Annotated in this window: 23 protein-coding genes and 1 pseudogene; 11 read left to right on the plus strand and 13 right to left on the minus strand. The window is 68.0% G+C overall.

Annotated features, from left to right (window positions below; translation table 11 throughout):
- Nucleotides 1-75: 75 nt before the first annotated feature.
- Nucleotides 76-1,410, minus strand: a complete 1,335-nt coding sequence (locus tag AACX88_RS13575; protein WP_339393470.1) for an MFS transporter — start codon at nucleotides 1,408-1,410, stop codon at nucleotides 76-78.
- Nucleotides 1,411-1,750: 340 nt separating this feature from the next.
- Between AACX88_RS13575 and paaZ the strand changes: the two genes are divergently transcribed.
- Nucleotides 1,751-3,799, plus strand: coding sequence for a phenylacetic acid degradation bifunctional protein PaaZ (paaZ, locus tag AACX88_RS13580; protein WP_339393471.1), 2,049 nt, complete (start codon nucleotides 1,751-1,753; stop codon nucleotides 3,797-3,799).
- A 217-nt stretch (nucleotides 3,800-4,016) separates the two neighbouring features.
- Here paaZ and AACX88_RS13585 read toward each other — a convergent pair whose 3' ends face one another.
- The 3 genes and pseudogenes from AACX88_RS13585 to AACX88_RS13595 all read right to left on the minus strand — a co-directional run.
- Nucleotides 4,017-4,652 carry an NAD(P)H-binding protein gene (locus AACX88_RS13585; RefSeq protein WP_339393472.1) on the minus strand — a complete coding sequence of 212 codons (636 nt, stop codon included), beginning with the start codon at nucleotides 4,650-4,652 and terminating at the stop codon, nucleotides 4,017-4,019.
- A gap of 183 nt (nucleotides 4,653-4,835) precedes the next feature.
- Entirely contained in the window at nucleotides 4,836-5,474 is a 639-nt protein-coding gene (locus tag AACX88_RS13590; protein ID WP_339393473.1) for an MmyB family transcriptional regulator, read from the minus strand.
- 46 nt (nucleotides 5,475-5,520) lie between these two features.
- Nucleotides 5,521-5,718, minus strand: a pseudogene (locus AACX88_RS13595) (transcriptional regulator); the annotation flags it as partial.
- Between the two features lie 304 nt (nucleotides 5,719-6,022).
- Here AACX88_RS13595 and AACX88_RS13600 point away from each other — a divergent pair.
- Entirely contained in the window at nucleotides 6,023-6,979 is a 957-nt protein-coding gene (locus tag AACX88_RS13600) for an alpha/beta hydrolase (RefSeq protein ID WP_339393474.1), read from the plus strand.
- A 151-nt stretch (nucleotides 6,980-7,130) separates the two neighbouring features.
- On the opposite strand, the gene AACX88_RS13605 is transcribed toward AACX88_RS13600, so the two are convergent.
- From AACX88_RS13605 to AACX88_RS13625, 5 genes are all read right to left on the minus strand, one after another.
- Nucleotides 7,131-8,504: an MFS transporter gene (locus AACX88_RS13605; protein WP_339393475.1), complete on the minus strand. Its 1,374-nt coding sequence runs from the start codon at nucleotides 8,502-8,504 to the stop codon at nucleotides 7,131-7,133.
- A gap of 141 nt (nucleotides 8,505-8,645) precedes the next feature.
- Nucleotides 8,646-9,392: a TetR/AcrR family transcriptional regulator gene (locus AACX88_RS13610; RefSeq protein ID WP_339393476.1), complete on the minus strand. Its 747-nt coding sequence runs from the start codon at nucleotides 9,390-9,392 to the stop codon at nucleotides 8,646-8,648.
- Between the two features lie 107 nt (nucleotides 9,393-9,499).
- Nucleotides 9,500-10,795 (minus strand): phenylacetate--CoA ligase PaaK, encoded by a 1,296-nt coding sequence (gene paaK / locus AACX88_RS13615; protein ID WP_339393477.1) that lies wholly within the window; start codon nucleotides 10,793-10,795, stop codon nucleotides 9,500-9,502.
- 117 nt (nucleotides 10,796-10,912) lie between these two features.
- A complete protein-coding gene (paaI, locus tag AACX88_RS13620; RefSeq protein WP_339393478.1) occupies nucleotides 10,913-11,530 on the minus strand; it encodes a hydroxyphenylacetyl-CoA thioesterase PaaI in 618 nt (205 codons plus the stop codon).
- Nucleotides 11,531-11,995: 465 nt separating this feature from the next.
- Nucleotides 11,996-12,994 (minus strand): stealth family protein, encoded by a 999-nt coding sequence (locus AACX88_RS13625; RefSeq protein WP_339393479.1) that lies wholly within the window; start codon nucleotides 12,992-12,994, stop codon nucleotides 11,996-11,998.
- A gap of 1,209 nt (nucleotides 12,995-14,203) precedes the next feature.
- On the opposite strand from AACX88_RS13625, the gene paaA reads away from it, so the two are divergent.
- From paaA to AACX88_RS13670, 9 genes are all read left to right on the plus strand, one after another.
- Nucleotides 14,204-15,202 carry a 1,2-phenylacetyl-CoA epoxidase subunit PaaA gene (paaA, locus tag AACX88_RS13630; RefSeq protein ID WP_339393480.1) on the plus strand — a complete coding sequence of 333 codons (999 nt, stop codon included), beginning with the start codon at nucleotides 14,204-14,206 and terminating at the stop codon, nucleotides 15,200-15,202.
- On the plus strand, nucleotides 15,199-15,534 hold the full coding sequence (gene paaB / locus AACX88_RS13635) for a 1,2-phenylacetyl-CoA epoxidase subunit PaaB (RefSeq protein WP_009380199.1): 336 nt from the start codon (nucleotides 15,199-15,201) through the stop codon (nucleotides 15,532-15,534). The genes paaA and paaB overlap by 4 nt, the downstream gene beginning before the upstream one ends.
- Nucleotides 15,535-15,548: 14 nt before the next feature.
- Complete coding sequence (gene paaC, locus AACX88_RS13640; protein WP_339393481.1) at nucleotides 15,549-16,553, plus strand: 1,2-phenylacetyl-CoA epoxidase subunit PaaC; 1,005 nt, start codon at nucleotides 15,549-15,551, stop codon at nucleotides 16,551-16,553.
- Nucleotides 16,553-17,074 (plus strand): 1,2-phenylacetyl-CoA epoxidase subunit PaaD, encoded by a 522-nt coding sequence (gene paaD / locus AACX88_RS13645; RefSeq protein WP_339393482.1) that lies wholly within the window; start codon nucleotides 16,553-16,555, stop codon nucleotides 17,072-17,074. The genes paaC and paaD overlap by 1 nt, the downstream gene beginning before the upstream one ends.
- 1 nt (nucleotide 17,075) lies before the next feature.
- Nucleotides 17,076-18,170 (plus strand): 1,2-phenylacetyl-CoA epoxidase subunit PaaE, encoded by a 1,095-nt coding sequence (gene paaE, locus AACX88_RS13650; RefSeq protein WP_339393483.1) that lies wholly within the window; start codon nucleotides 17,076-17,078, stop codon nucleotides 18,168-18,170.
- 216 nt (nucleotides 18,171-18,386) lie between these two features.
- Nucleotides 18,387-19,553 carry a thiolase family protein gene (locus AACX88_RS13655; RefSeq protein ID WP_339393484.1) on the plus strand — a complete coding sequence of 389 codons (1,167 nt, stop codon included), beginning with the start codon at nucleotides 18,387-18,389 and terminating at the stop codon, nucleotides 19,551-19,553.
- A complete protein-coding gene (locus AACX88_RS13660; RefSeq protein WP_339393485.1) occupies nucleotides 19,550-20,419 on the plus strand; it encodes an enoyl-CoA hydratase/isomerase family protein in 870 nt (289 codons plus the stop codon). Before AACX88_RS13655 ends, AACX88_RS13660 begins: the two co-directional genes overlap by 4 nt.
- A complete protein-coding gene (locus tag AACX88_RS13665; RefSeq protein WP_339393486.1) occupies nucleotides 20,416-21,330 on the plus strand; it encodes a 3-hydroxyacyl-CoA dehydrogenase family protein in 915 nt (304 codons plus the stop codon). The genes AACX88_RS13660 and AACX88_RS13665 overlap by 4 nt, the downstream gene beginning before the upstream one ends.
- A gap of 10 nt (nucleotides 21,331-21,340) precedes the next feature.
- Entirely contained in the window at nucleotides 21,341-22,117 is a 777-nt protein-coding gene (locus tag AACX88_RS13670) for an enoyl-CoA hydratase/isomerase family protein (protein ID WP_339393487.1), read from the plus strand.
- A gap of 24 nt (nucleotides 22,118-22,141) precedes the next feature.
- Here the strand turns inward: AACX88_RS13670 and AACX88_RS13675 are convergent, their stop codons facing one another.
- The 4 genes from AACX88_RS13675 to AACX88_RS13690 form a co-directional block, all read right to left on the minus strand.
- Nucleotides 22,142-22,915, minus strand: coding sequence for a TVP38/TMEM64 family protein (locus AACX88_RS13675; protein WP_339393488.1), 774 nt, complete (start codon nucleotides 22,913-22,915; stop codon nucleotides 22,142-22,144).
- A 93-nt stretch (nucleotides 22,916-23,008) separates the two neighbouring features.
- Nucleotides 23,009-23,617 (minus strand): DUF998 domain-containing protein, encoded by a 609-nt coding sequence (locus AACX88_RS13680; RefSeq protein ID WP_339393489.1) that lies wholly within the window; start codon nucleotides 23,615-23,617, stop codon nucleotides 23,009-23,011.
- A 75-nt stretch (nucleotides 23,618-23,692) separates the two neighbouring features.
- Nucleotides 23,693-24,124: a MarR family winged helix-turn-helix transcriptional regulator gene (locus AACX88_RS13685; RefSeq protein ID WP_339393490.1), complete on the minus strand. Its 432-nt coding sequence runs from the start codon at nucleotides 24,122-24,124 to the stop codon at nucleotides 23,693-23,695.
- A gap of 208 nt (nucleotides 24,125-24,332) precedes the next feature.
- Nucleotides 24,333-24,503 carry a hypothetical protein gene (locus AACX88_RS13690; RefSeq protein WP_164672063.1) on the minus strand — a complete coding sequence of 57 codons (171 nt, stop codon included), beginning with the start codon at nucleotides 24,501-24,503 and terminating at the stop codon, nucleotides 24,333-24,335.
- Between the last annotated feature and the right edge of the window lies 1 nt (nucleotide 24,504).

Consider the following 24,504-nt stretch of genomic DNA (forward strand, 5'->3'; position numbering starts at 1 on the left):
TTCAGGCGGAGGACTCACCGTGGATCGACCAGGAAATCGAGGTGCAGGTGACGAACTGGGGGGTTCGCTGCAGCCTCAGTGGTGCTTGGTCAGGCCGAGGTCGTTGCCCTTCGTCTCCTTGACGAGGCTGACGCCGATGAGCGAGATGATGCACACGACGATCATGTAGATCGCGATCGAGATCGATGAGCCGGTCTCGGCGAGCAGAGTCTCGGCGATAGTCGGGGCGAAAGCGCCGCCGAGGATCGCGCCGAGCGCGTAGCCGATCGAGACGCCCGAGTAGCGGACCTCGACCGGGAACATCTCCGCATACATCGCCGACATCGGGCCGTAGGACAGGCCCATGCCGACGGTGAGGACGAAGATGCCGATGCCGTACATCCAGATGTTCGCCATGTCGATCATGAGGAAGGTCGGGATGAGCCACACGATGAGCAGGACGTACCCGATCTGGAAGGTCCGCACGCGACCGAGCTTGTCCGACAACGCGCCGCCCCACATCGTGAACACCAGCCAGCCGAAGCTTGCGAGCGTCGTCGCCAGCAGCACGGGTGCCCGGTCGAGGCCGACGGATCCGCCCTCGTCGAGGGGGCGGGAGGCGTAGGCGGCGAAGAACGCGATGATCATGTAGCCCACGGCGTTGTTGCCGATGAAGATGAGCGCGGAGAGGATGACTTCCTTCGTGTTCTTCTTGAACAGGATGCCCAGCGGGGCCGAGGACTCGGCCTTGCGTTCGGCGAGCTCGGCGAAGACCGGGGACTCCTCGACCTGGCGGCGGATGTAATAGCCGACGATCACGAGGACGACGGAGAAGAGGAACGGAATCCGCCAGCCGAAGCTCGCGAACTGTTCGGGGGTGAGCAGGGTGGTGAGCACCCAGATGACGCCGGTGGCCAGGATCATGCCGACCGGCACGCCGATCTGCGGGTAGGCGCCGAAGATGCCGCGCTTGGAGATCGGAGCATGCTCGACCGACAGCAGTGCCGCCCCGCCCCATTCGCCGCCGGCGGAGAAGCCCTGCAGGATCCGCAGCAGGGTGAGCAGGATGGGTGCGCCGATGCCGATCATCGCGTAGTTCGGCAGCAGACCGATGAGCGAGGTCGCGGCCCCCATGAGGATGAGCGTGAGCACGAGCATCTTCTTGCGCCCGATCCGATCGCCGAGGTGGCCGGCGATGATTGCGCCCAACGGTCGGAAGAGGAACGAAATGCCCAGAGACGCCCACGCCATGATCTGCCCGAGCGCGGGATTGTCCGCGGCCAACGGGCCGAAGTACTGCGTCGAGAGGATGAGGCCGGCGGCCTGGGCGTAGATGAAGAAGTCGTACCACTCGATCGTCGTGCCGACGAGTGTGCCTGCGAGCACCTTGCGCTCTTCGCGCGTGATCGACGTGGAGGCAGTCTGGGACATGGGTGATCTCTCCGTTGAAATCAGGGGTCAGCGGGCCGGTGCGCCGTCGACGGAAAGCTGCGTGGTGGTGCGTGGTGCGGCAGGTGCTCGGCGACGTTGGCGGCAGGCGGCCTTTGGTGACTGTTTGGTCAGTTAATGCGCTCGATCATAGTCCACCGAGGTGACCGGCGCCACTGGCGGGGTGGTGCGGCTGGGACTCGGGGTTGGGGTGGACTGCACCCCCACCTCGGCGATTCCGGATTACCGACCGATTGGTTAGTATTGGGGAGATGATCGGCAGCGGTGCCGAGTGGCACCGGGATCTGCCGACGCACTGACCTCGACGGACTCAGGAGACGACATGACGGAGACCCTCACCTCTTATGCGGCCGGTGCCTGGCACGCCCCGACCGATGCGGCCGACGCGCGGGAGGTGCGCGACGCGACGACGGGTGAGCTGCTCCACGAGGTGTCCTCGGCGGGCATCGACTTCACCGCCGTCGCCGACTACGCACGTGAAGTCGGGCGCCCAGCCGTTCAGGCGCTGACCTTCCACCAGCGCGGGGTCATCCTCAAGCAGCTCGGCGCCTACCTCATGGAACGCGCGAAGGACTACCACGCGATCTCGTTCACGACGGGGACGACGAAGCGCGACGCGTTCGTCGACATCGAGGGCGGCATCGGCACGCTCTTCACCTACTCGGGCGTCGCACGGCGGCAGATGCCGAACTCGACGGTCCTCCTCGACGGCAGTGTCGAGCGCCTGTCGAAGAACGGCACCTTCGTCGGCCGCCACATCCTCACCTCCCGGCAGGGCCTGGCGCTGCAGATCAACGCGTTCAACTTCCCCGTGTGGGGGATGCTCGAGAAGTTCGCGCCGATGTTCGTCGCAGGCGTCCCCGTCGTCGTCAAGCCCGCGACCGACTCCGCGCATCTCACCCGGGCCGTCGTCGCCGACATGGTCGACTCCGGCCTCCTGCCCGAGGGCGCGATCCAGCTCGTCACCGGCGACATCTCCCCGCTCTTCGACCTGCTCGCCGAGCAGGACACGATCGCCTTCACCGGGTCCGCCGGCACCGCCCGCCGGCTCGCGTCGCTTGAGTGCGTGACCGACCGCGGCACCCGCTTCTTCGCCGAGGCGGACTCCCTCAACTTCTCCCTGCTCGGTCCCGATGCCGCCCCCGGCACCCCCGAGTTCGACCTCTTCGTCGACGGGGTCGTCGCGGAGATGACCGTCAAGGCCGGGCAGAAGTGCACCGCGATCCGCCGCACCTTCGTTCCTCTTGAGCTCGCCGAGGCGGTCGGTGAGGCGCTCACCGCGAAGCTTGCTACCGTGGTCGCCGGCGATCCGCGGGAGAAGGCGACGAAGCTCGGCCCGGTCATCTCGGTGGGTCAGCGCGGGGATGTCCTCGACGCCGTCGATGAGATCCTCGCCGGCGGAGCGCACCTGCTCACCGGCGGTCGCGCGGCCTCGGATGAGCTGGCGGCTTCGCTCGGCGGGGCGTTCGTCGCCCCCACCGTCCTCCAGGCCGACGATTCCTGGGTCGACGCCGTCCACGACGTCGAGGCCTTCGGTCCCGTGACGACGATCATCACGTACTCGACGCTCACCGAGGCGGTCGACCTCGCCGCGCGCGGGCGCGGCTCCCTCGTCGGCTCGGTCGTCACCCACGATCCGGCGTTCGCCGCCGAGTTCGTCCGCGGCGTCGCCCCCTGGCACGGGCGCATCCTCGTCCTCGACCGCGATGACGCGGACGAGTCGACGGGCCACGGTTCGCCGCTGCCCAACCTCGTCCACGGCGGTCCCGGTCGGGCCGGCGGCGGTGAGGAGATGGGCGGTCTGCGCGGTGTCGAGCACTTCATGCAGCGCACCGCCGTCCAGGCCTCCCCGGACATGCTCACCGCGATCGGCGGGGAGTGGGTCACCGGAGCCGAGCGCCGCCTCGGCGAGCATCCGTTCACGAAGTCGCTGGCGGATCTGCGGGTCGGGGACGCCCTCGAGTCGGAGTGGCGGGAGGTCACGCTCTCCGACATCGCGCACTTCGCTGAGTTCACCGGGGACACCTTCTACGCCCACACCGACGAGGAGGCGGCTGCAGCGAACCCGTTCTTCCCCGGCCGCGTCGCTCACGGCTACCTCATCGTCTCCTTCGCCGCGGGACTCTTCGTCCAGCCGGACCCGGGCCCGGTGCTCGCGAACTACGGCCTCGAAGGGCTGCGCTTCGTCACGCCCGTCTCACCGGGGGACAGGCTCAAGGTGACGCTCACGGCCAAGCGCATCACCCCGCGCGAGACCGACGAGTACGGTGAGGTGCGCTGGGACGCCGAGGTCGTCAATCAGGACGGCGAGCCCGTGGCCAACTACGACGTGCTCACCCTCGTCGCGGAGGGTGAGGGCGCGGAGGGCTGAGGGCGCGGAGGGTGACTCGTCGCGGAGGGTGAGGGCGCGGAGGGTGAGGTGCGGCTCTGCCCCCGCGAGTTAAGGACCCTCAGTGCCGATTCTGCCGCGCATTATCGACACTCCGCGTCCTGGATTCGTCGGCTGGGTGGGCCGGCAGGTGGTGCAGACGGTACGCGATGCGGTTGAGGCGCGGTTTGCCGCTCGGGTAGTGGGCTCGGGCTGCCCCTCACATGAAGTACGGTTTGTCGCCGTCCGTGTGCGGGCGATCGACGCCGAGGCTGGCTCTGCTGTGTCGGGTCGGTTCGTCGATGATCTCGACGATGAGGTCACCGACGGCCTGCCGGGCGACGACGGTGCCCTTGAAGGGTTCGCCTTTGACGGTGATCTCATACGAGGCGTCCTCGGCGTCGTCGAGCCAGGCCGGCCGCAGGATCGTGTAGTCGAGGTCGGAGGCTTCGAGGACCTCCGCCGCCTTCGCGAACACCCGCAGCTCTGTGCCGATCATCCGGTCGTTCCATTCGCCGAAGGCGCCGGGCACCTCGCCGTAGATGCCGAGGGCGAGGACGAAGATCAGCCTTGGGACTCCCGCGGAGTCCATTGCGGCGACGACGCTCTGCGCCTGCTCATCGATGTCGTCGCCGGTGAGGTTCGCGTAGACGATGTCCTGACCTCTGACCGCATCTGTCAGGGCTGCGGTGTCGAGGACGTCGGCGGTGATCACACGGGCATTGTCCGGGACCTCGGCGAGCTTGCTCGCGTCGCGGACGAGCAGCGTCTGCGAGATGTCGGACTGTTTGCTCAGGGAAGCGACGACGAATCGCGCGATCCGACCGTTCGCTCCGAGGATGAGGACGTTGGTCATGGCAATGCTCCTTTGCTCAGGCGATGGTGTGCACCCCAGGCTAGTCCCGATTCATCGACCCGTGACAGGGTGAGACACAACCCCTCTGGTGGGAGCGGACGACTGTGGCCTCCGTCGAACACGTGCCGCGCCGATGTCGCTCGGTCGTGAACGTGCCGACGAGCCACAGTGCGCCGACGAGCCTCAGTGGGCAGTGGTCGGTGCGCTCGCCCAGGAGGCGAGCAGCTGGAGGCGCTCGGCAGTGGGCGAGGCCGGCTCAGCGAGGTAGGCCGAGAGAGTGATCGACGGTGCCGAGTCGAGTCGGACCTGCTCGAAGCTGAGTTCGAGGTCACCGACCTCACGATGATGGAGGGTCTTCGCTCCCGAGCGGTGCCGGCCGACGTCGTGGGCCGCCCACATCTGCCGAAAGTCCTCACTGCGGGTCGAGAGCTCGCCGATGAGACCGGTCAGCCGCTTGTCATGCGGGGTGGAACCGGCTTGGGTGCGCAGGATCTGCACGCACGTGGCGGCCGCCTCGGCGAGGTCGGAATAGAACTCCGCGGCGGCCGGGTCGAGGAAGACGAACGACGCGAAGTTCGGAGGGGTGAGACTCGAGGAACGGGTGGGACTCTCGATGGCGATGGAGAAGACGGCCCGACCGAGAGCATTCGCCCCGATCACGTCGAGGCGGCCATTCATCGCGACGACCGGGGTGGCCGACATCGAATCCATGAGCAGCTGCACCTGAGGGGTGAGCGCCTCGGCGGGCCGGGGACGCCTGCGGCTGCGGGCCGGACGTCGTGCCGTGCGGGCGAGATCGTAGAGGTAGGTAGGCGGTCTCATCCCTGGTCAGGCGCAGGGTCCGCGCCACCGCGTCGAGGACCTCGTCGGAGACGCCGGAGAGGTCGCCCTTCTCGATCTTCGTGTAGTAGTCGACGGACACGCCGGAGAGCAGAGCGACCTCTTCGCGGCGCAGTCCGGGCACGCGACGCACTCCCGAACCCGGCGGCAGACCCGCCATGTCGGGGGTGATCTTCGCGCGGCGGGTGGTGAGGAAGTCGCGCACGCTCTCGTCCTTGATGGCCATGCCCCAGAGTCTACGAGCGTCACCCGACCGGCGGCAGGTACCGGCAGAACCCCTGGCGCAGGGATGCCGGACCCGGATCCGAGTGCCGAGTCGCGGCGGGTGAGCTCGGCAGCCCGCCCGGGGTACTCATGGAACCTGGCACATGTCCCGCAAGGGAACGAGCATGGACGGTGTTCGGGCGGTCCCCGCCCCCGGAGCCGCGACGACGTTCGTCGGCGACGCTGTGTGAGGACCGCATGTGCCGGGTCAGTCGGGTGCCCGGACCGAGACCTATGATCCGCAGAATCCCGAAGAGGAGAACACCATGTCCGAGAAGACCTCCACCCTCGAGAGGACCTCCACCTCCGAGACCATCGACATTCCCACTCACAACGGCTACGGTACGACGCTGTCGGCGGTGCTCTTCGTCCCGTCGGACTTCGATGCGGACACGACCTACCCGGCGATCGTCGTCTCCCACCCCGGCGGCGGTGTGAAGGAGCAGACCGCGGGACTCTACGCCTCCAAGCTCGCCGCTGACGGATTCGTCACGATCGCCTACGACGCCTCTTTCCAGGGTGCGAGCACGGGAGAGCCGCGGCAGCTGGAGAACCCCCATATCCGCACCGAAGATGTCAGCGCCGTCGTCGACTACCTGACGACCCTGCCGTACGTCGATGATGAACGCATCGGCGCCATGGGCATCTGCGCCGGCGCTGGATACACCGCCAATGCCGCGATCAACGATCCGCGCATCGCGGCCGTGGGCACCGTGAGCATGGTCAACATCGGACAGATGTTCCGCAACGGCTGGGACGGGTCGATCGCCGACGCCGATGCCGCTCCCGTGCTCGACCAAGGCGCGAGCGCGCGCACCACGGATGCCGCCGGACAGGCAGAGGGCAACCGGTTCCCGTTGGCCCCGATGCGCAGGGAGGACGCACCCAACCCCGAACTCGAGGAGGCCTGGGAGTACTACCACACCCCACGCTGTGAGCACCCGAACGCTCCAGGATGGATGACCACGCGCAGCCTCTCGCAGATCATCACCTACGACGCCTTCCATAAGGCGGAGGCCTTCCTCACTCAGCCGCTCCTGCTCATCGCCGGCAGCGAGGCAGGGTCGAAGTGGATGAGCGACGATCTCTACGAGCGTGCGGCGAGCGACGACAAGTCCTTCCACGTCGTCGAGGGTGCCAACCACATGTCGCTGTACGACGGGACGAACGAGGTCGACGAGGCGGTCAGCGTGCTCGTCCCGTTCTTCCGCCGGAATCTCTGAGCGTCTGCCACCCTGAGCGTCTGCTCCTGAAGTTCCGGACCCGGAGTGTCGATTTCGCGCAAGGTTTTCGACACTCCGGTTCCGGAACTCGGCGGGGGCGCGCAGTGGAGGAGTGAGGTGCAGGCGAGGCCAAGGCCAGGTGCCGCGCCGGTCAGCCTCGTGCGCTCTCGGCCGATGAGTCCTCAGGGGCGGGGATCTTCGGATTCTGAATGCCGACCAGCGACACGAGCCCGCCCGCAATGAGGAGCACCGCCACGGCGACGGCCGCGCGATGGAAGCCGGTGAGGTCGATGGTCCCGCCGACGATCGTGCCGACCAGCGCGATGGCGATGAGGCCGGCGACGCGGGAGATCGCATTGTTCACGGCGCTCGCGATCCCGCTGCGTTCCTCCTCGATCGCGCCGAGCACCGTCGACGTCAGCGGAGAGACGGTCGCGGCGAGCCCGAGGCCGAAGACGATCATCGCCGGCAGCACCTGCCACCAGTAGTTGAAATCCTGGCTGACGAGCAGCAGCATGAGCGATCCGACGCCCATGAGGATCGGACCGAAGGCCATGAACAGGCGCGGCCCCCACTTCCCGGCCAGTCGTCCGCTGGTGGAACTGAAGAGGATCATCATGATCGTCGTCGGCAGGCTCGCGAGCCCGGCGGCCGTCGCCGTCAGCCCCGCATCCTCCTGCAGGTAGATCGCGAGGACGAAGCCGTTGAGCGACAGCGCCCCGTACATGAGCGTCGTCGTGATGTTGCCGACCCAGAAGTTCCGTGCCCGGAACAGGTCGAGCGGCAGGATCGGGTCGCTCACCCGCCGCTGCCGCAGCAGGAAGAGGATGAAGAGCACACCCCCGCCGAGGAGGGTGATCGGGATCGCCGGATGACCCCATCCCAGCCGGGGCTGTTCGATGAGGCCGAAGACCATGCCGCCGAGCCCGAGGATGGAGAGGACCGCGCCGAGGATGTCGATGTAGGCCTTGTCTCGGCGGGGAGGATCGGGAACCTTGCGCAGGAGCCACAGGGTGATCGCGATCGGGACGACGTTGATGAGGAAGGCGAAGCGCCATGACGCGAAGTCGACGAGGAGGCCGCCGATGAGCGGTCCGACGATCATCGCGCCCGTGGTCAGTGCCGTCCAGGTGCCGATGGCCTTCGCGCGGGCGGCTCCGGAGTAGTGGGCGCTGATGAGCGCCAGTGAGCTCGGCACGAGAAAGGCGCCGGCCGCTCCCTGGAGCATCCTGGCGGCGATGAGGATGAAGGGATCGGGGGCGACGGTGATGATCACCGAGGCGATGCCGAAGCCGATGAGGCCGATCCTCATCACCAGGCTGCGACCGTAGGCGTCGCTGATGGATCCGGCCACAAGCATGATCGCCCCGAGCGTGATGAAGTAGCCGTCGACCACCCACTGCTGGGTGACGAGTCCGCCGCCGAGTTCACGATCGATCGCGGGCAGGGCGACGTTGACGATCGTGCCGTCGAGGAACGCCACGAACGAGGCGAGGACGGCAATCCACAGGATCCGAGAGGTCACCCTGTCAGAGTACGCCCTGCCACGGACGTTTGAGCGTGTCGTGCCTCGCCGGATCCGCAGGACGCTCTGGGCAGGTTCTTTGCTCGATGATCGGCCCGTTTCGCCCTGGACTCCACCTTCCAGAGCGCGGATCTGCGCGCCTCACTCCCGTCGCGGTATCGCCAGTCCGGCGAAGGCCATCGCGGTGACCGCCTCGGCGATGGTCTCCGGGTCGACGGGATAGCTGGGGCGGTACCACTCGGTGATCGAGTTGACCATGCCGAAGAGCAGGCGGGTGACGAGGCCGGGCGGGAAGTCGGCGCGGACACCGCCCTCGGCGATCGCCTCGGCGACGAGGGCGCGGATCTTCATGTCGATCTGCCGACGTTGTTCGAGGGCGTCGCGCTCGACCGCGGAATTGCCGCGCACCCGCAGCAGCAGGGTGACCGAGTGGTGGTATTCGATGAGGATGAGCACGCTCGAGTGGACGGCGTGGCGCAGGCGGTCGAGCGCGCTGAGATCCTCCCGGTGCGACTCCGACTCCACCGCCGAGGCGAGGGCGTCGGTTCCGCGGTTGATCGCCAGCCGCAGCAGCTCCTCCTTCGAGGTGACGTGATGGTAGATCGCGGACTTCGTGATGCCGAGCTCGCGGGCCACCGTGTCCATCGACGTGCCGTCGTAACCGCGGGCGACGAACACCTCGGTGGCCTTGTTGATCAGCGTCTCCCGGTCGTAGCCGGGACGGCCGCGGCGGGTGCGCTTCGGTTCGGTGGCAGGTGCCGCGGTCCCCATCCCGGCGGACGCGGAACCCGGGGATGCCGCTGTCTCGGCCCTCGCCTCGGCGAGGTCACGGGTGACGGACTCCGCCGGATCGGTCGGAGTCTTCGCAGGTGAGGGCCTCTTGGACATGGGCATCAGTCTAATCAGCGAGAGCCTGGGCCGCCGCGACGCCGGTCACAGCGGGCGGGGAACCCGACAACGGACACAGCGATCACACCAGCCACGACCCACCCGGCCTAACGGATGTTCTCGCGACGGTCGATGATGCGCTTGAGCTTGCCGACCGAGCGCGGCAGGGCACCGGGATCCTTGACGTCGACGGTCGAGGAGACGCCCAGGCGCTCCTTGATCCGGGACGCCACCCGGACGCCGAGCCCTTCACGCTGGGCGGCGTCGACGCCCTCGCGGCATTCGACTTCGACGGTGACCTCGTCCATCCGGCCCGGGCGGGTGAGGACGAGCTGGAAGTGCGGGCTGAGGTGTTCGAACTCGAAGAGCACGGACTCGACGTTGGCGGGGTAGACGTTGACGCCGCGGATGATGATGAGGTCGTCCGAACGGCCTGTGATGCGCGAGATGCGGCGGAAGTTCGGGTGCGCGGTGCCCGGCAGCAGGCTCGCGAGGTCGTGGGTGCGGTAGCGGATGATCGGCAGCGCCTCCTTCGTCAGGGAGGTGAAGACGAGTTCGCCCTCCTCGCCGTCGGGCAGCACTTCGCCGGTGAAGGGGTCGACGATCTCGGGGTAGAAGTGGTCCTCCCAGATCGTCGGGCCGTCCTTCGTCTCCGCGGATTCGCACGCGACGCCGGGGCCCATGACCTCGGAGAGGCCGTAGATGTCGACGGCGTCGATGGCGAAGGAGCGTTCGATCTCCCGGCGCATCTCGTCCGTCCACGGTTCGGCGCCGCAGATGGCGACCTTGAGGCTCGTCGAGGTGGGGTCGATGCCCTGCTTGTGGAACTCGTCGAGGATCGTGAGCAGGTAGGTCGGGGTGGCGGTGATGATGTCGGGCTGGAAGTCCTGGATGAGCTGGACCTGGCGTTCTGTCTGTCCCCCGGAGATCGGGACGACGGTGAAGCCGTGGCGTTCGGCCCCGTGGACGCCGAGTCCGCCGGTGAACAGCCCGTAGCCGTACGCGTTGTGGAGCATCTGGCCGGGCCTGCCGCCCGCACCGAGGATCGAGCGTTTGATCAGCCCGCTCCACACGTCGAGGTCGTTCTGCGTGTACCCGACGACCGTGGGCAGACCGGTCGTGCCCGAGGAGGCGTGGATGCGCGCGACGTCCTCGCGCGGGACGGCGAAGAGCCCGAACGGGTAGTTCTCCCGCAGGTCCTGCTTGTTCGTGAACGGCAGCTTCGCGATGTCGTCAAGGCTCGTGATGTCGGAGGGGACCACGCCGAGGTCGTCGAACGCCTTCCGGTAGTGCGGCACCTTCTCGTAGACGGTCGTCACCGTGGTCTTGAGGTTGGCGAGCTGGTGAGCGCGCAGCTCATCGAGGCTCATCGTCGCACCGGCGTCAGTGTCGGTTGCGGTCATCGTGGTCTCCTGTGGTTCGTTGCGGGGGCTGCCTGCAGTGGGGCTGCAGGTGCGGAGAGTCAGGGCGCCGAGGTGGCGGCGCGTCACGGGTCACGCCGGGTGGGCGCGGACCGCGGCTCAGGTGGTGGGCTTGTGTGCGGGCAGGGTGCGGGAGCGTCCGCGGTAGACGGCGATGATCTCGTCGTCGCGTCTGACCTCGACGTCGTAGATGCCCGAGCGGCCCTGCTTGACGACCTCGCGGCCGCGGGCGACGAGGTGGTCGCCGACGCGGGTGGGCTTGAGGAAGGTGATGTCTCCGCCCGAGGCGACGGTGACCGAGCCGGGGAAGTTGCACGCCATCGCGAACGTCGTGTCCGCGAAGAGGAAGATGTAGCCGCCGTGGGTGATCTCGTGGCCGTTGGCCATGATGTCGGTGACCGTCATCGAGCACTGCGCCCAGCCGGGGCCGTGGTCGTCGAGTGTGATCCCGAGGTGCTGGGACGCGCGGTCGTTGGCGTACATCGCGGCGGGTCCGGTGTTCGCTTCGTTTCCGATGCCGGGCTTGGATTCTCGTTCGCCCTCGCCGGCGGCAGGGGGCGCGGCCTCGCCGGCAGGGAGTTCGGCTTCGCCTGCACTGCCCGGCGCCGAGGTTGCGGCGTCGTTTGCGTTGGAGGCGTGCTCTTCGCTGCGATCGTCTGCGGTGGTCTCGCCTGCCGCGGGTGCGGTCGGAACGTCGTCGGTGCGGGTCGTCGCCATGTCAGGCTCCTCCTCGAGTCGCTGCGATGCACTGTCTCCGTCGCCCGACCCTCGTGGTGACTCGGGTAGGAAGCGGGGTCGGAATAAACGACCATCTGGTCAATAAATATCGTTGTGATCGGCGTCTCTGTCAAGTCGCGGCGGAGGCGCGTGAGGCGTGGGGCGGGATGCGCGCGTCGGCGGAGCATGGCGTAGCAGTGCGACGATGCCCCAAAATGGTGGATCCCACTCGAAGATCGGCCGAAAATCGAGTGGGATCCTCCACCTAAGCAATGCCCGGAGAACGGTTCACCGTGCCGCTGTCGGTCAACCGCGCAATTGTCGGTTCACCGCGCTGGCGTGGTCGGGGCTCGCCGATGCCGCCGAACGAGCGCACGCGAATATAGGTTCAGGCCCCGGACGGAAGAGAGGTCATTGACTCACGCAGGCGGTAGGAGGCTCGTACCTCAAAGCGTAGGTGCAGGGCTATTTCTCGAAACTGCTCGGCAAGGGGAACTTCTCATTGAGGAACCACGCCATGATCTCGTCCAAATACTCTTGGGCATCCGGCGACGAGTCAGTGTCATTGAGGCAGAGAACATCGAGATCCCGGCGCCGCAGCAGTCGGCGCATGTACAGTTCGGCGTCGGTGCGGGAGATGTCCATGTAGGCGTACCGGATGGATGAGTCGACAGCTTTGCCCTGGGCATACGCGTGGAAGTGATAGAGCGCCGAGGTGATCGAATAGTCATCAGGATGACGGAACTTCGACCGTGCGACGCCATCGAACATCTCCTGGTGTGTGGCCTCGAACTCCTCCATCACTGACTTCACCTGCGGGTGCGGCGTGTGCTTGAACTTATTGGCAACCCGGCGCCCATGTTCATCGAGCATGAATTGCCTTCCATGCTTTGCGGCGGAGAGCACCGGCATGTCTCGAGCACTCGGATCGTCGAGATCGAGAGGAGCCGTCGACGGGAAGAAGCGCGACAGTCCGCTTCCGGTGAAGAAGAGTTCGGGACTGGTCGGACGCATGAAGAACAGGTCGTCGTTCATGTAGAGGTAGTTCTCGCTCAGCCCGGGGATGTGGTGGAGCTGGGACTCGATGGCGTGAGAGTTGAAGACCGGCAGATTACTTGTGTCGGTGAAGATGTCGCGGTGGTCGATGACCGTGATCTTGGGGTGATCGATGTTCAGCCACTCGGGAACCTGCGCATCGGTGACGAGGTAGATGTGGTTGACCCAACTGGCATTGGACTCTACGGAGCGAAGTGAATAGCGCAGCTCCTGACGGTCAGCGAAGCGCGATTCCGAGACGGCGGTGAGATTGATCGTCTCCCCGCGTAGGGCTGCCTCAGCGCTGAGCTTCTTTGCACGCCACTGTGGATCTGATCCATTGACCCATGTGTAGACGAGGTCGACCGGGCCGGAGACCTGGTAGAGGTCGGGGGCGGGAGGGAGAATGGTGCGATTGTCGTTGGCCACCGAGGCGTCCCATGTCTCCGGGGTGAAGTACTCGACGAGAGTGCGAGGGTTTCGTGCTATTCGATGCAGGGTTCCCGGCAGGTGGGTCGAGCCGTCGACGCGGTTGCGTCTGGGGCCGAGGTCGGACCAGGCTTCGATCGTCACTCCCTCAAGGCCCGCACTGAGCAGGCGACCGTTCGGAGCGAGAACTCGGCGATGGCAGACGATGGCAGACACGGCGAAGGGATCCCGGCGCTGTCTGCGCACACTCGTCGCGGCCCACGAATGGTAGCGGTAGTCCATCGACCATCCGTCTTCCGCTTCGAGCGATGACAGAGCTGCGATCACTCGACGTATCTGCGCCTGCGGAACGACGAGTCGTGCGCGTTCCAACCGCCGCCGAGGCAGCTCGACGAATTCGATCCCGGCTTCGCGCAGGAGCGAACGTACTTGATCGAGATTGGCTGCTTGGGCGGCGAGCGAATCGTGAGCACCAGTCGCGGTGACGCCGGGACCGTCGGCGCCGCCGAGGTGAAGTGCCGAGCGCATTCGCTGCTGCCACGGATGCTCACCATGGCGAGCTTCTGAGAGCCAGAGCTTCTGACTGTCATCGAGCAGACCGATTGCCCGTCTGCGATACCTTCGGGCGAGTACCTTCACCGCAGAACGACGACCGACCACTGAAAGACCTCCACAGTGTGCTTGGCGGGCAGCACAACCTCAGCCCGGCTCGGAGAGAATACTTTCACTGCCGCGCAATTGAGGCAAATCAGTTGTAGTTCGGAATCGCGGGGACAGTGAGTCGCGTGTTCTCACTGGCGAATGTGCTGACACCGAAGTGACTGTTAGTGACCTCTTCCGGGAAGATTTCCTGACGTCTCATGGACCTCGACCCCGGCGCGGGGCATCGGCGGTGTTACGACGAAACCCGTCGGTTGCATGGTCGCGGAGTTTCTCGGCCTGCCCCAACGGCAGATTTGCAATGTAGGCGATGGGCAGGGGGCGCGCCGCTGACGCCTCTGGGTGTGGCGGTTGTAACGGAGAGGCTGTCGCCGCCGGGCGCCGCGTAGAGGAGGGGCGCCCGCCCCCGGACATTGCGCCTCGGCGTGGGGTATGCCACACTTATGGAGAACTTTACAGAACAAACGGTCAGTAAATGACGGGCAGGCAGTGACTGACCAACGGTCGGTGGATGCCGGGGCGGGCGACGTCGCCCGGGGTGGAGTGATCATGACAACCGAAGCACAGCTCGAGGACCAGTTCCAGGCCACGATCGAGTCGAAGGACCGGATCGAACCGCGCGACTGGATGCCCGAGGCCTACCGCAAGACCCTCATCCGGCAGGTCGCGCAGCACGCGCACTCGGAGATCATCGGCATGCAGCCCGAGGGCAACTGGATCTCCCGCGCGCCCTCGCTGCGCCGCAAGGCCATCCTGCTCGCGAAGGTCCAGGACGAAGCCGGGCACGGCCTTTACCTCTACTCGGCCGCCGAGACGCTCGGGGCCAGCCGCAACGAACTCACCGAGAAGCTCATCGCCGGCAAGCAGAAGTACTCCTCGATCTTCAACTACCCGACCCTGTCCTACACCGACGTCGGCACGATCGGCTGGCTCGTCGACGGCGCGGCGATCTGCAACCAGGTACCCCTGTGCCGCACCTCCTTCGGCCCCTACGGCCGCGCGATGATCCGCGTGTGCAAAGAGGAGTCCTTCCACCAGCGGCAGGGATACGAACTGCTCATGACGATGATGCGCGGCACCGACGAACAGCGCGCCATGGTCCAGGAATCCGTCAACCGCTTCTGGTGGCCGGCGCTGATGATGTTCGGACCCCCCGACGACGACTCGCCGAACACCGCGCAGTCGATGGAGTGGGGCATCAAGACCCACACGAACGACGAGCTGCGGCAGAAGTTCGTCGACATGTCGATCCCGCAGGCCGAGGCGCTCGGCGTGACATTCCCCGACGAGAACCTCAAGTGGAACGAGGAGCGCGGCCACTACGACTTCTCCACCCCCGACTGGGACGAGTTCTGGGCCGTCGTCAAGGGCAACGGCCCCTGCAACGAACAGCGCATCGCCCACCGCAAGCGCGCATGGGATGAGGGGGCGTGGGTCCGTGAGGCTGCGCTCGCCTTCGCAGAGAAGTCCGCCGAGGAGGCCGCCGCCCCCGCTGACACCGACGTTCCCGACCAGGCGGGGCCCACCGCCGAGGAGGCCGCGAAATGACTGAATCCACCCCCGACACGAACACCCCCGACGCGGCCCCCGCAGCTCCACGCGGCGAATGGCCCCTCTACGAGGTCTTCGTCCGCGGCAAGCGCGGCCTCAACCACGTCCACGTCGGCTCACTCCACGCCCCCGACGACCAGCTCGCAATCCGGCACGCCCGTGACGTCTACACCCGCCGCAACGAAGGCGTGAGCATCTGGGTGGTCCGCTCCTCGGACATCACCGCCTCGAGCCCCGACGAGAAGGACCCGATGTTCGCCCCCAGCGGCGACAAGGTCTACCGTCACCCTACCTTCTACGACATCCCCGACGATGTCCCCCACATGTGAGGACTGAGGATCACATGACGAACCCGAACACCGCCTCGGCGGGCAAGCCGACCGACAACGCGCCGAAGGTCCACGTCGAGCACGACGAAGCCGGGACGACCGTCGACCACGACGAGCACGACAACGCCTACTCCGGCCTGCTCGTCAACGACGCCCACTGGGCCTTCGGCACCGACTTCGAGGACCCCCTGGCCGGCGTCGACACGACCGTGCCCGACGGGGTCGACCCGAGCGCGCTCGCCCAGTACTGCCTCATGCTCGGCGACGACGCCCTCGTCTTCTCCCAGCGCATCGCCGAATGGTGCTCGCGGGCCCCCGACCTCGAAGAGGACATCGCGCTCGCGAACATCTCCCTCGACCTCCTCGGTCAGGCCCGCCTCCTCCTCGCCCGCGCCGCCGCCGCGGATCCCGCCCTCGTGCCCGCCCTGGCGGAGGGCTCCCCGGTCCCTGACGAGGACCGGCTCGCCTACTTCCGTGAGGACTTCGACTTCCGCAACGTCCGCCTCGCCGAGGTGCCCAATGGCGACTTCGCCGAGGCGGTCGCGAAGATCCTCATCTTCTCCACCTGGCGCCTCGCCCTCTTCGAACGCCTGGTGACCAGCCGCGACACCGTGCTCGCAGCGATCGCCGCCAAGGGCGTCAAGGAGATGTCCTACCACCGCGACTTCGCCGCCCGCTGGGTCCTCACCTTGGCCCGCGGCACCGAGGAGTCCCGCACCCGCCTGCTCACCGCGTTGGGCGGCCTGTGGCCGCTGTGGGCCGAACTCTTCGAGACCCACGAGGTCGACGCCGCGGTGGCCGCCGCCGGCATCGGCGTCGACCCTGCGACCGTCGAGGACGAGGCCGGGGTCATCCTCGACCAGGTCTTCGCCGCCTCCGGCATCGACCGCCCCGCGGCGGGCGCGCTCGCCGGGGTCCGCGGCAAGAAGGGCCGCGACGGCCTCCACACCGAAGCCCTGTCCCGCATGCTCGCCGAGATGCAGGTCGTCGCCCGCGCCCACCCGGAAGGCCAGTGGTGATGAACGCGACCCTGGAGACCCCCGCCGAGGCGGTCGACCGGGCCCGTGCCGCCGCAGCCCGGGTGACCGACCCGGAGATGCCGATGCTCACCCTCGTCGACCTCGGCGTGCTGCGCGACGTCACGATCGAGGACGGTCACGTCGTCACGACGATCACCCCGACCTACTCCGGCTGCCCGGCGATGGCGACGATGCGCGACGACCTCCAACGGGAACTCGCCGACGCAGGCTTCCCCGACGCCGAGGTCCGCGTCTCGCTCAGCCCCGCCTGGTCGAGTGACTGGATAACCGAGGAGGGTCGGGCCGCGCTCTCGGGTGCCGGGATCTCCCCGCCCGGGCAGGCCCCCGCTCGCCAGGGGCCGGTCGCGCTCACCCTCATGCCGACCCGCCGCGCGATCGTGTGCACCCTGTGCGGGTCCGACAACGTCACCCTGTCCTCGGAGTTCGGGCCCACCGCCTGCAAGGCGATGTACCAGTGCCGAGACTGCCTCGAACCGTTCGAACACGTGAAGGAGATCTGAGATGACCGAGACGCTCGAGACGGGCGCCGGCCAGACCGCCGAGCGGACGGGCTTCCACGCCCTGCGGGTGAAGTCCGTCGAACACCTCACCGAGGATGCGGCCGCGGTGACCTTCGACGTGCCCGACCACCTCGGCGAACTCTTCGACTTCGCGGCGGGACAGTCGCTGACGCTGCGCCGCATCATCGACGGCGTCGAGCACCGCCGCACCTACTCGATCTGCGCGCCCGCGGGCACCGACCCGCGCATCGGGGTCCGCGAGATCCCCGACGGCCTCTTCTCCCGCTGGCTCGTCCGCGACGTCCGCCCCGGTGAGACGATCGAGGTGCAGCCGCCCAGCGGCAGCTTCCAGGCCGATGCGAGCCTGGGCGGGCGACACCTGTGCATCGCGGCCGGCTCCGGGATCACCCCGATGCTCTCGATCGCCTCGACGGTGCTCGCCAACCCCGAGGCCTCTCTCACCCTGCTCTACGGCAACCGGACGACGAACACCGTGATGTTCGCCGAGGAGCTCGCCGACCTCAAGGACGCGCGCAACCAGCAGCTCGACCTCATCCACGTCCTCTCCCGCGAACCCCGCGAGGTCGAGCTCTTCTCCGGCCGCCTCGACGCGGAGAAGCTGCGGACCCTGCTCTCCGTGCTCGTGCCCGTGTCCGACATCGACCATGTGTGGCTGTGCGGACCCTTCGGGATGCTCTCCGACGCCCGCGCGGTCCTCGACGAACTCGGCGTCGACAAGGGGAAGGTCCACTTCGAGCTCTTCTACGTCGACGAACCCCCACCCGAGGTCGTCCACGCCGACAAGGTCCTCGAGGGGGCCACCAGCGAGGTCACGGTCGTCCTCGACGGACGACGGACCACCTCGGCGATGTCGCAGGGCAAGACGATCCTCGACTCCGCCCAGGAGTCGCGCTCGGACCTGCCGTTCGCGTGCAAGGGCGGGGTGTGCGGAACCTGCCGGGCGAAGGTCTGCGCCGGTGAGGTCGACATGGTCCGCAACTATGCCCTCGAAGACGCCGAGGTGGCCGCGAACTTCGTGCTCACGTGCCAGACGTTCCCGGTCAGCGACGAAGTCACGATCGACTTCGACTCGTAGGCGCCCGGGTGGCACCGGCCGGTCGCGGTCGGGGCTGGGGGACGGTCGGGTCCCGGTGGGACGCGACCCGGGGGATCCCGCGTCCTGGGCCGCCGCCGTCCCATTCAGTGATACACGTTACGATCATTGCGGCGGCGCTCCGCTGACCGGAGCCCGCCCGCACCACCTCGTCGGAGCCAGAGACGAACTCGTCGGACCCTGAGAAGAAGGAGCACCATGCCCGAGGCATTCATCCTTGACGGACTGCGCACCCCGATCGGCCGCTACGGCGGAGCGCTCGCCGACCAGCGGCCCGACGACCTGCTCGCCACGACCCTGAAGGCCGTCGTCGACCGCTCGGGCATCGACCCCGCCGACATCGACGAAGTCATCATGGGCGCTGCGAACCAGGCCGGTGAGGACAACCGCAACGTCGCCCGCATGGCCGTGCTGCTCGCCGGACTTCCCGACTCGATCCCCGGCTTCACCGTCAATCGCCTCTGCGCTTCGGGACTGACCTCGATCATCCAGGGCCGGGCGATGATCGCCGCCGGAGATGCCGACGTCGTCGTCGCCGGCGGCGTCGAATCGATGACCCGCGCCCCCTGGGTGACGGAGAAGCCGTCGAAGGCGTGGGCAAAGCCGGGCAAGACCTTCGACACCTCGATCGGCTGGCGCTTCCCCAACCCGCAGTTCGGGGAGAACGTCACCCTGACGATGCCGCAGACGGCCGAACGCGTCGCCGAGAAGTGGGGACTGACCCGCGAAGAGCTCGACGCCTTCGGCTACGCCTCGCACCAGAAGGCCCTCGCCGCGCAGCGTGAGGGCAAGTTCGATCCCGAGATCCTGCCCATCGGCGATGTCACCGTCGATGAGGGTCCGCGCGCGGACACGACCCCGGAGAAGCTCGCGAAGCTGCGCACCCTCCACGGGCCGGGCAGCGTCATCACCGCGGGCAACTCGTCCTCGCTCAACGACGGTGCGGCTGTGACGATCCTCGTCTCCGACCGATACGCCGAGGAGCACGGGCTGAGCCCGCGCGCCCGCGTCGTCGCCGGTGCGAGCGCCGGTGTGCCCCCGGAGATCATGGGCATCGGCCCGGTTCCCGCCTCGCAGAAGGCGCTCGCCCGGGTCGGCTGGAGCGTCGACGACCTCGATGCCGTCGAGCTCAACGAGGCCTTCGCCTCGCAGTCGCTCGCGTGCATCCGGGACCTCGGCCTCAACCCGGACATCGTCAATGAGTTCGGCGGGGCGATCGCTCTCGGCCACCCGCTCGGCGCTTCGGGAACCCGGATCGCGCTGACCCTCCTCAATCGCCTCGAGCAGTCCGATGAGAAGCGGGGACTCGCGACGATGTGCGTGGGCGTGGGCCAGGGTTCGGCCGTTCTGCTGGAACGCGCATGAGCGAGGGATCGCGACCGGAGGACGACACCACCTCGGCGGGGGACGCTGGATCCACCGCCTCGGCGGGAGAAACTGGGGCCGGCACCGACGGCCCGCTGCTCATCGAGCGCCGCCCCGACCGGATGATCATTCGGCTCAACCGACCCGAGGTGCGCAACGCGATCGACCTGACCATGGTCGAGGCGCTCCATGAGGTGTGCGCCGAACTCGAAGCGCAGCCCAAAGTCGCGATCCTCACCGGCACCGGCGGCACCTTCGCCGCCGGGGCCGACATCGGCCAATTGCGCGAGCGCCGACGCGACGATGCGCTGGCCGGGATCAACTCGAAGATCTTCAGCCGCATCCTCGACCTGCCGATGCCCGTCATCGGCCTCATCGAGGGCTATGCGCTCGGCGGGGGAGCGGAGCTCGCGTTCGCATGCGACTTCCGCATCGGCACGCCGAGCACGAAGATCGGCAACCCCGAACCCGGGCTCGGCATCCTCGCCGCCGCCGGGGCCGCGTGGCGGTTGCGCGAACTCGTCGGCGAACCGCGGGCGAAGGAGATCCTGCTCGCCGGCCGAACGGTCAACGCCGATGAGGCGCGCAGCATCGGGCTCCTCAACGACGTCGTCGATCCTGAGGACCTCGAGGCCGCCGGTGAGGCGCTGGCCGACCGGATCGCGAGCTTCGCGCCGCTGGCCGTGCGGTTGACGAAGTCGGCGTTCCACGCCCCGCGCGAGGCGCATCCGCTCATCGACAACGTCGCCCAGGCGGTGCTGTTCGAGACCGATGAGAAGTTCGCGCGCATGGATGCCTTCCTCGCCCGGCGCGAGGCGAAGAGACACGCGAAGACGCAGGCGAAGAGAGAGACAGGAGAGCAGTGAGCGCACCATCCCCTGAGACACCCACCCCCGAGGCGACCACCTCGGCGACCATTTCGGAATCCCCTGAGACCGCTGCCGCGGATCTCGCTCACGTCCCGGACACGGTCGGCGTCTACGGCGGGGGCCGGATGGGTGCGGGCATCGCGCATGCCTTCGCCACCGCCGGCGCCCGCGTCATCGTCATCGAGAACACCGAGGACACGGCGGCCGCCGCCCGCGAGCGCATCGCCGCGTCGATCGCGAAGTCCGAGGCCAAGGGCGTCGCGGTGCCCGGCAGCATCGAGGTCCACCGGGATCCGACCCTGCTCGACCAGGCGCTGCTCGTCATCGAAGCCGTCCCCGAGGTCGTCGCGCTCAAGCAGCGGGTGCTCGCCGACATCGCGAAGTTCGCGCCCGCCGCGAGCATCGGGACGAACACCAGCTCCCTGTCGATCGACGCGCTCGCCACGGTCCTGCCGCGCCCGCAGGCCCTCATCGGCCTCCACTTCTTCAATCCCGTGCCGGTGTCCGACCTCGTCGAGATCGTCGTCGGCTCCCGCACCTCCCCGGAGCTCGTGGCCGCCGCAGCCAATTGGGTCGCCGGTCTCGGGAAGACGCCGATCATGGTCCAGGATTCGCCGGGATTCGCCTCCTCCCGCCTCGGCGTGGCCTTGGCGCTCGAGGCGATGCGGATGGTCGAGGAAGGTGTGGCCAGTGCCGAGGACATCGACACGGCCATGGTGCTCGGCTACCGGCATCCGGCGGGACCGCTGAAGACGACGGACATCGTCGGTCTCGACGTGCGCCTGGGCATCGCCGAGCATCTCGAACGGGAACTCGGCCCGCGCTTCGCCCCGCCTCAGATCCTGCGCGACAAGGTCGCCGCCGGAGAGCTCGGGCGCAAGTCCGGCCGCGGATTCTACGAGTGGTGAAGGAGCAGCGATGACCGAGATCCGTCTGCACATCCGGGCGCAGGTCGCCGAGATCGTCCTCGACGGACCCGAATCCCGCAATGCGCTCAACGCCGCCAATCTTCGAGATCTCGCCGAGGCGGTCGCCCAGGTCGCCGAGGCGGTGCCCGGGGTCCGTGCGCTGCTCATCCGCGGCGAGGGCAAGGTGTTCTGCTCCGGCCGGGACATCTCCGCCGTCGACGTCGCCACCGATGATGCGTACGCGTTCCTCGCCGAGATGTTCACCCCCGTATTCCAGGCCATCCGCGGGCTGCCGATCCCCGTCGTCGCACAGGTGCAGGGGGCCGCACTCGGCCTCGGGTTCGGGATCGCGGCCGCCGCCGACATCGTCTACGCGGCCGAGAACGCGAAGTTCGGCTCCCCGTTCGCGGCGATCGGCGCGATGCTCGACTCCGGCGCCCATCATGTGTTCCTCGACCGGCTCGGCTACCACCGGACGATGGATCTCATCGTCACCGGTGACTTCATGTCCGGCGCCGAGGCGGCCGCCGCCGGGATCGTCTCCCGTGCCGTTCCCGCCGACGAGCTCGCCGACTTCGTCGAAGCGAAGCTGGCGGGGATCGTCTCCGGGCCCGCCGAGGCGTTTGCGATGGAGAAGGCGTTCGTCCAGAAGCTCGCCGACGAGCAGCCGACCCTCACCGAGGTCCTCGACGCGGAGGCCAGGCTGCAGGAGTCGGCCCGGCAGACCCCGGACTACGCCGAGGGATTCCGCGCCTTCCAGGAGCGCCGCAAGCCGAACTTCGGGTAGGGACTGTCCGGGGATTCGGAGGGCTCAGCCGTCGGCCGCCTCGGTGACGGGTCCGGGATTCTCGCGGTTGTCGGACTCGACTACGGGTTCGGTGCCGTTCTGGGCGGCAGGTTCGCGGGTCGTCGCTCGCCAGCGGCGGAAGGCGAGGATCGTCAGGACGCCGACGACGACCCAGGCCACGCCGACGGCGATGCCGCCCGGGACGGTCGGGTCGCCGATGAAGGCGCCGATGCCGACGAGGGCGAACAGGCCAGGCAGCGAGGAGATCGTCGTGGCCGTGAGGAACGTGCGGTTGTCGATGCCGAAGGCGCCGCTGCCGTAGTTGACGGGCCAGTACGGCAGGCCCGGCAGGAGGCGGAGCGTGCACACCGCGTAGAAGCCGCCGCCGTGGAGTTGGGTTTCGACCGCCTCGGCGTGGGAGCCGAGCATCTTCCTCGCCGTCGGACGGCCGAGGCCGCGGGCGATCCAGTACCCGGCATACCCGCCGAGGACGATGCCGATGAGCGTGAGCAGGGTTCCCAGCGGCAGGCCGAACGCGAGCCCGCCGGCGACGGCGACGATCGTCACCGGGATCGGGGTGGCCGCGACGACCGTGGCCAGGGCGATGAAGACGGCGAAGCCCCAGGCGCCCGCCTCGGCGATCTCATCCTGGAGCACGCGGGGAGTGGGCAGGTGGACGTTGACGACGAGCCAGAGTCCGGCGAGGACGACGACGGCGAGGGCCGCGTTGCGCACGATCGACCCCCACGCGAGGCGTCCGCGTCTGCGGGGTGGGGTCTCGGGGTTCGTCGTCGGCACGGATCGAGTGTACGCCTCGGGGAGGTGCCAGCGGGACGGGGTGGACTCGGGTCGGGAGGTGGGTCGGCATGAGCGGTACGGAACTGGCTGCCCTCAGGCGGTGAGCATCATCAGTCCGGCGGCGACGCCGAGGTAGAAGAGGCTGACTGCGAGGATGAAGATGCGTTCGGAGATGCCGAAGACCTTCGGGCGCAGTCGCTTGACGATGAGGACGAGGACGCTGACGGCGAGCGAGATCGCCGCGATCCAGGCGATGACGCCCAGGGAGCCGGCGAGCCACGCGGGACCTTCGGCGGTGAAGAGGCGGGTGAAGTTGCCCATGCACGCGTAGCTGATCGCGAACCAGGCAATCGCCAAGACGTAGTGGAGGCGGCCGATCATCGTGGCCTTCTCGCCTTCGAGGTCGGTTGGCGCCAGGGGCAGGACGATGAAGATCACTGCGAGTGCGGCCAGAGCGATCGTGATCCCTGTGGCGTCGGACCAGTCGGGCACACCGAGGGCGACCGCGGCGGCGAGCAGCGCCCAGAAGATCGCGGTCAGCCATGTCATGGCGCTCGAGAGGCGCCGGGTGGGACCGACTGCGTAGTCGCTGACGGCGTGGCCGACGATCGTGTACTCGCTGGGCACGAGGTGGAGGGCGATGAACACGCCGAGGCGGGCGAGGCCGAAGACGAGGGCGAGGAGGGCGAGGGTAAAGGCCATGAGTGCTCCTGGGAACGAGTGGGAGTGGAGAGGCGGGTTGCCGATGGGGTGTTGGTGGGCTACCGGCCAGCGGCGTCAGCTGTCGGGAGAGGAAGAGCGCACGGTGCGGACCTCGTCGTGGAGATCGCGGATCGTCTGCGCGAGGACCTGGGGGTCGAGGCCGATCGTGCGCGCGTTGTCGTCGAGCGAGCTGCCGAGGAGGCGACCGCAGTGGGCGGCCTTCTCGGCGCCCACCTCGGTGAGGTGGAGTTCACGTCGGTTGCCCGATCCGGCCGCCGCGAGGTTGTCGACGTAGCCGGCCCCGAGGAGGACCTTGACGATGCCGCTGCCTGCCGCCTCGGTGACGCCGAGGGCGCCGGCGAGGGTACGACCGGTGATGCCCGGATGCTGGCCGAGGATGACGAGCGCGACGTACTGGTTGTAGCTCAGTCCCTCGGGCTGGAGGATCTTCTCCGCCCACCGATCGAGGGTGCGCACGAGATCGTGGAGTTCGAATGCCAGGTCCATGCCAGTAAGTTAAGCACTTAAGTTAATGCGGGCGCAAGAGGTGAGCTGACATTGGGCAGAGGCGGCGGTCGCCGAGGATCGCACGCCTGAATGCGAACGGCCCCGCACCGGACTGTTCGTCTGGTGCGGGGCCGTTGGATGTCTCCTGCCGCGCTCGACGCGGAAGTCATGCGCCGTCAGCGGCGACACGCCTCGGCGGGGAGCGACTTCAGCTCGTGAAGATCGCGACTGCCTTGATCACGGTCAGGGTCAGGCCCCAGGCGAGGCCGCCGACGACCACGACGGTCAGGGCCGAGCCGATGACCTTGTACGCGCCGCCCACCGGGGACTGCGGGGAGCCTTCGGGGGGAACCGAGGACCATGTCTGCGATGTGCTCATG

It is taken from the genome of Brevibacterium metallidurans, from assembly GCF_037101285.1.
GTDB lineage: Bacteria > Actinomycetota > Actinomycetes > Actinomycetales > Brevibacteriaceae > Brevibacterium > Brevibacterium metallidurans.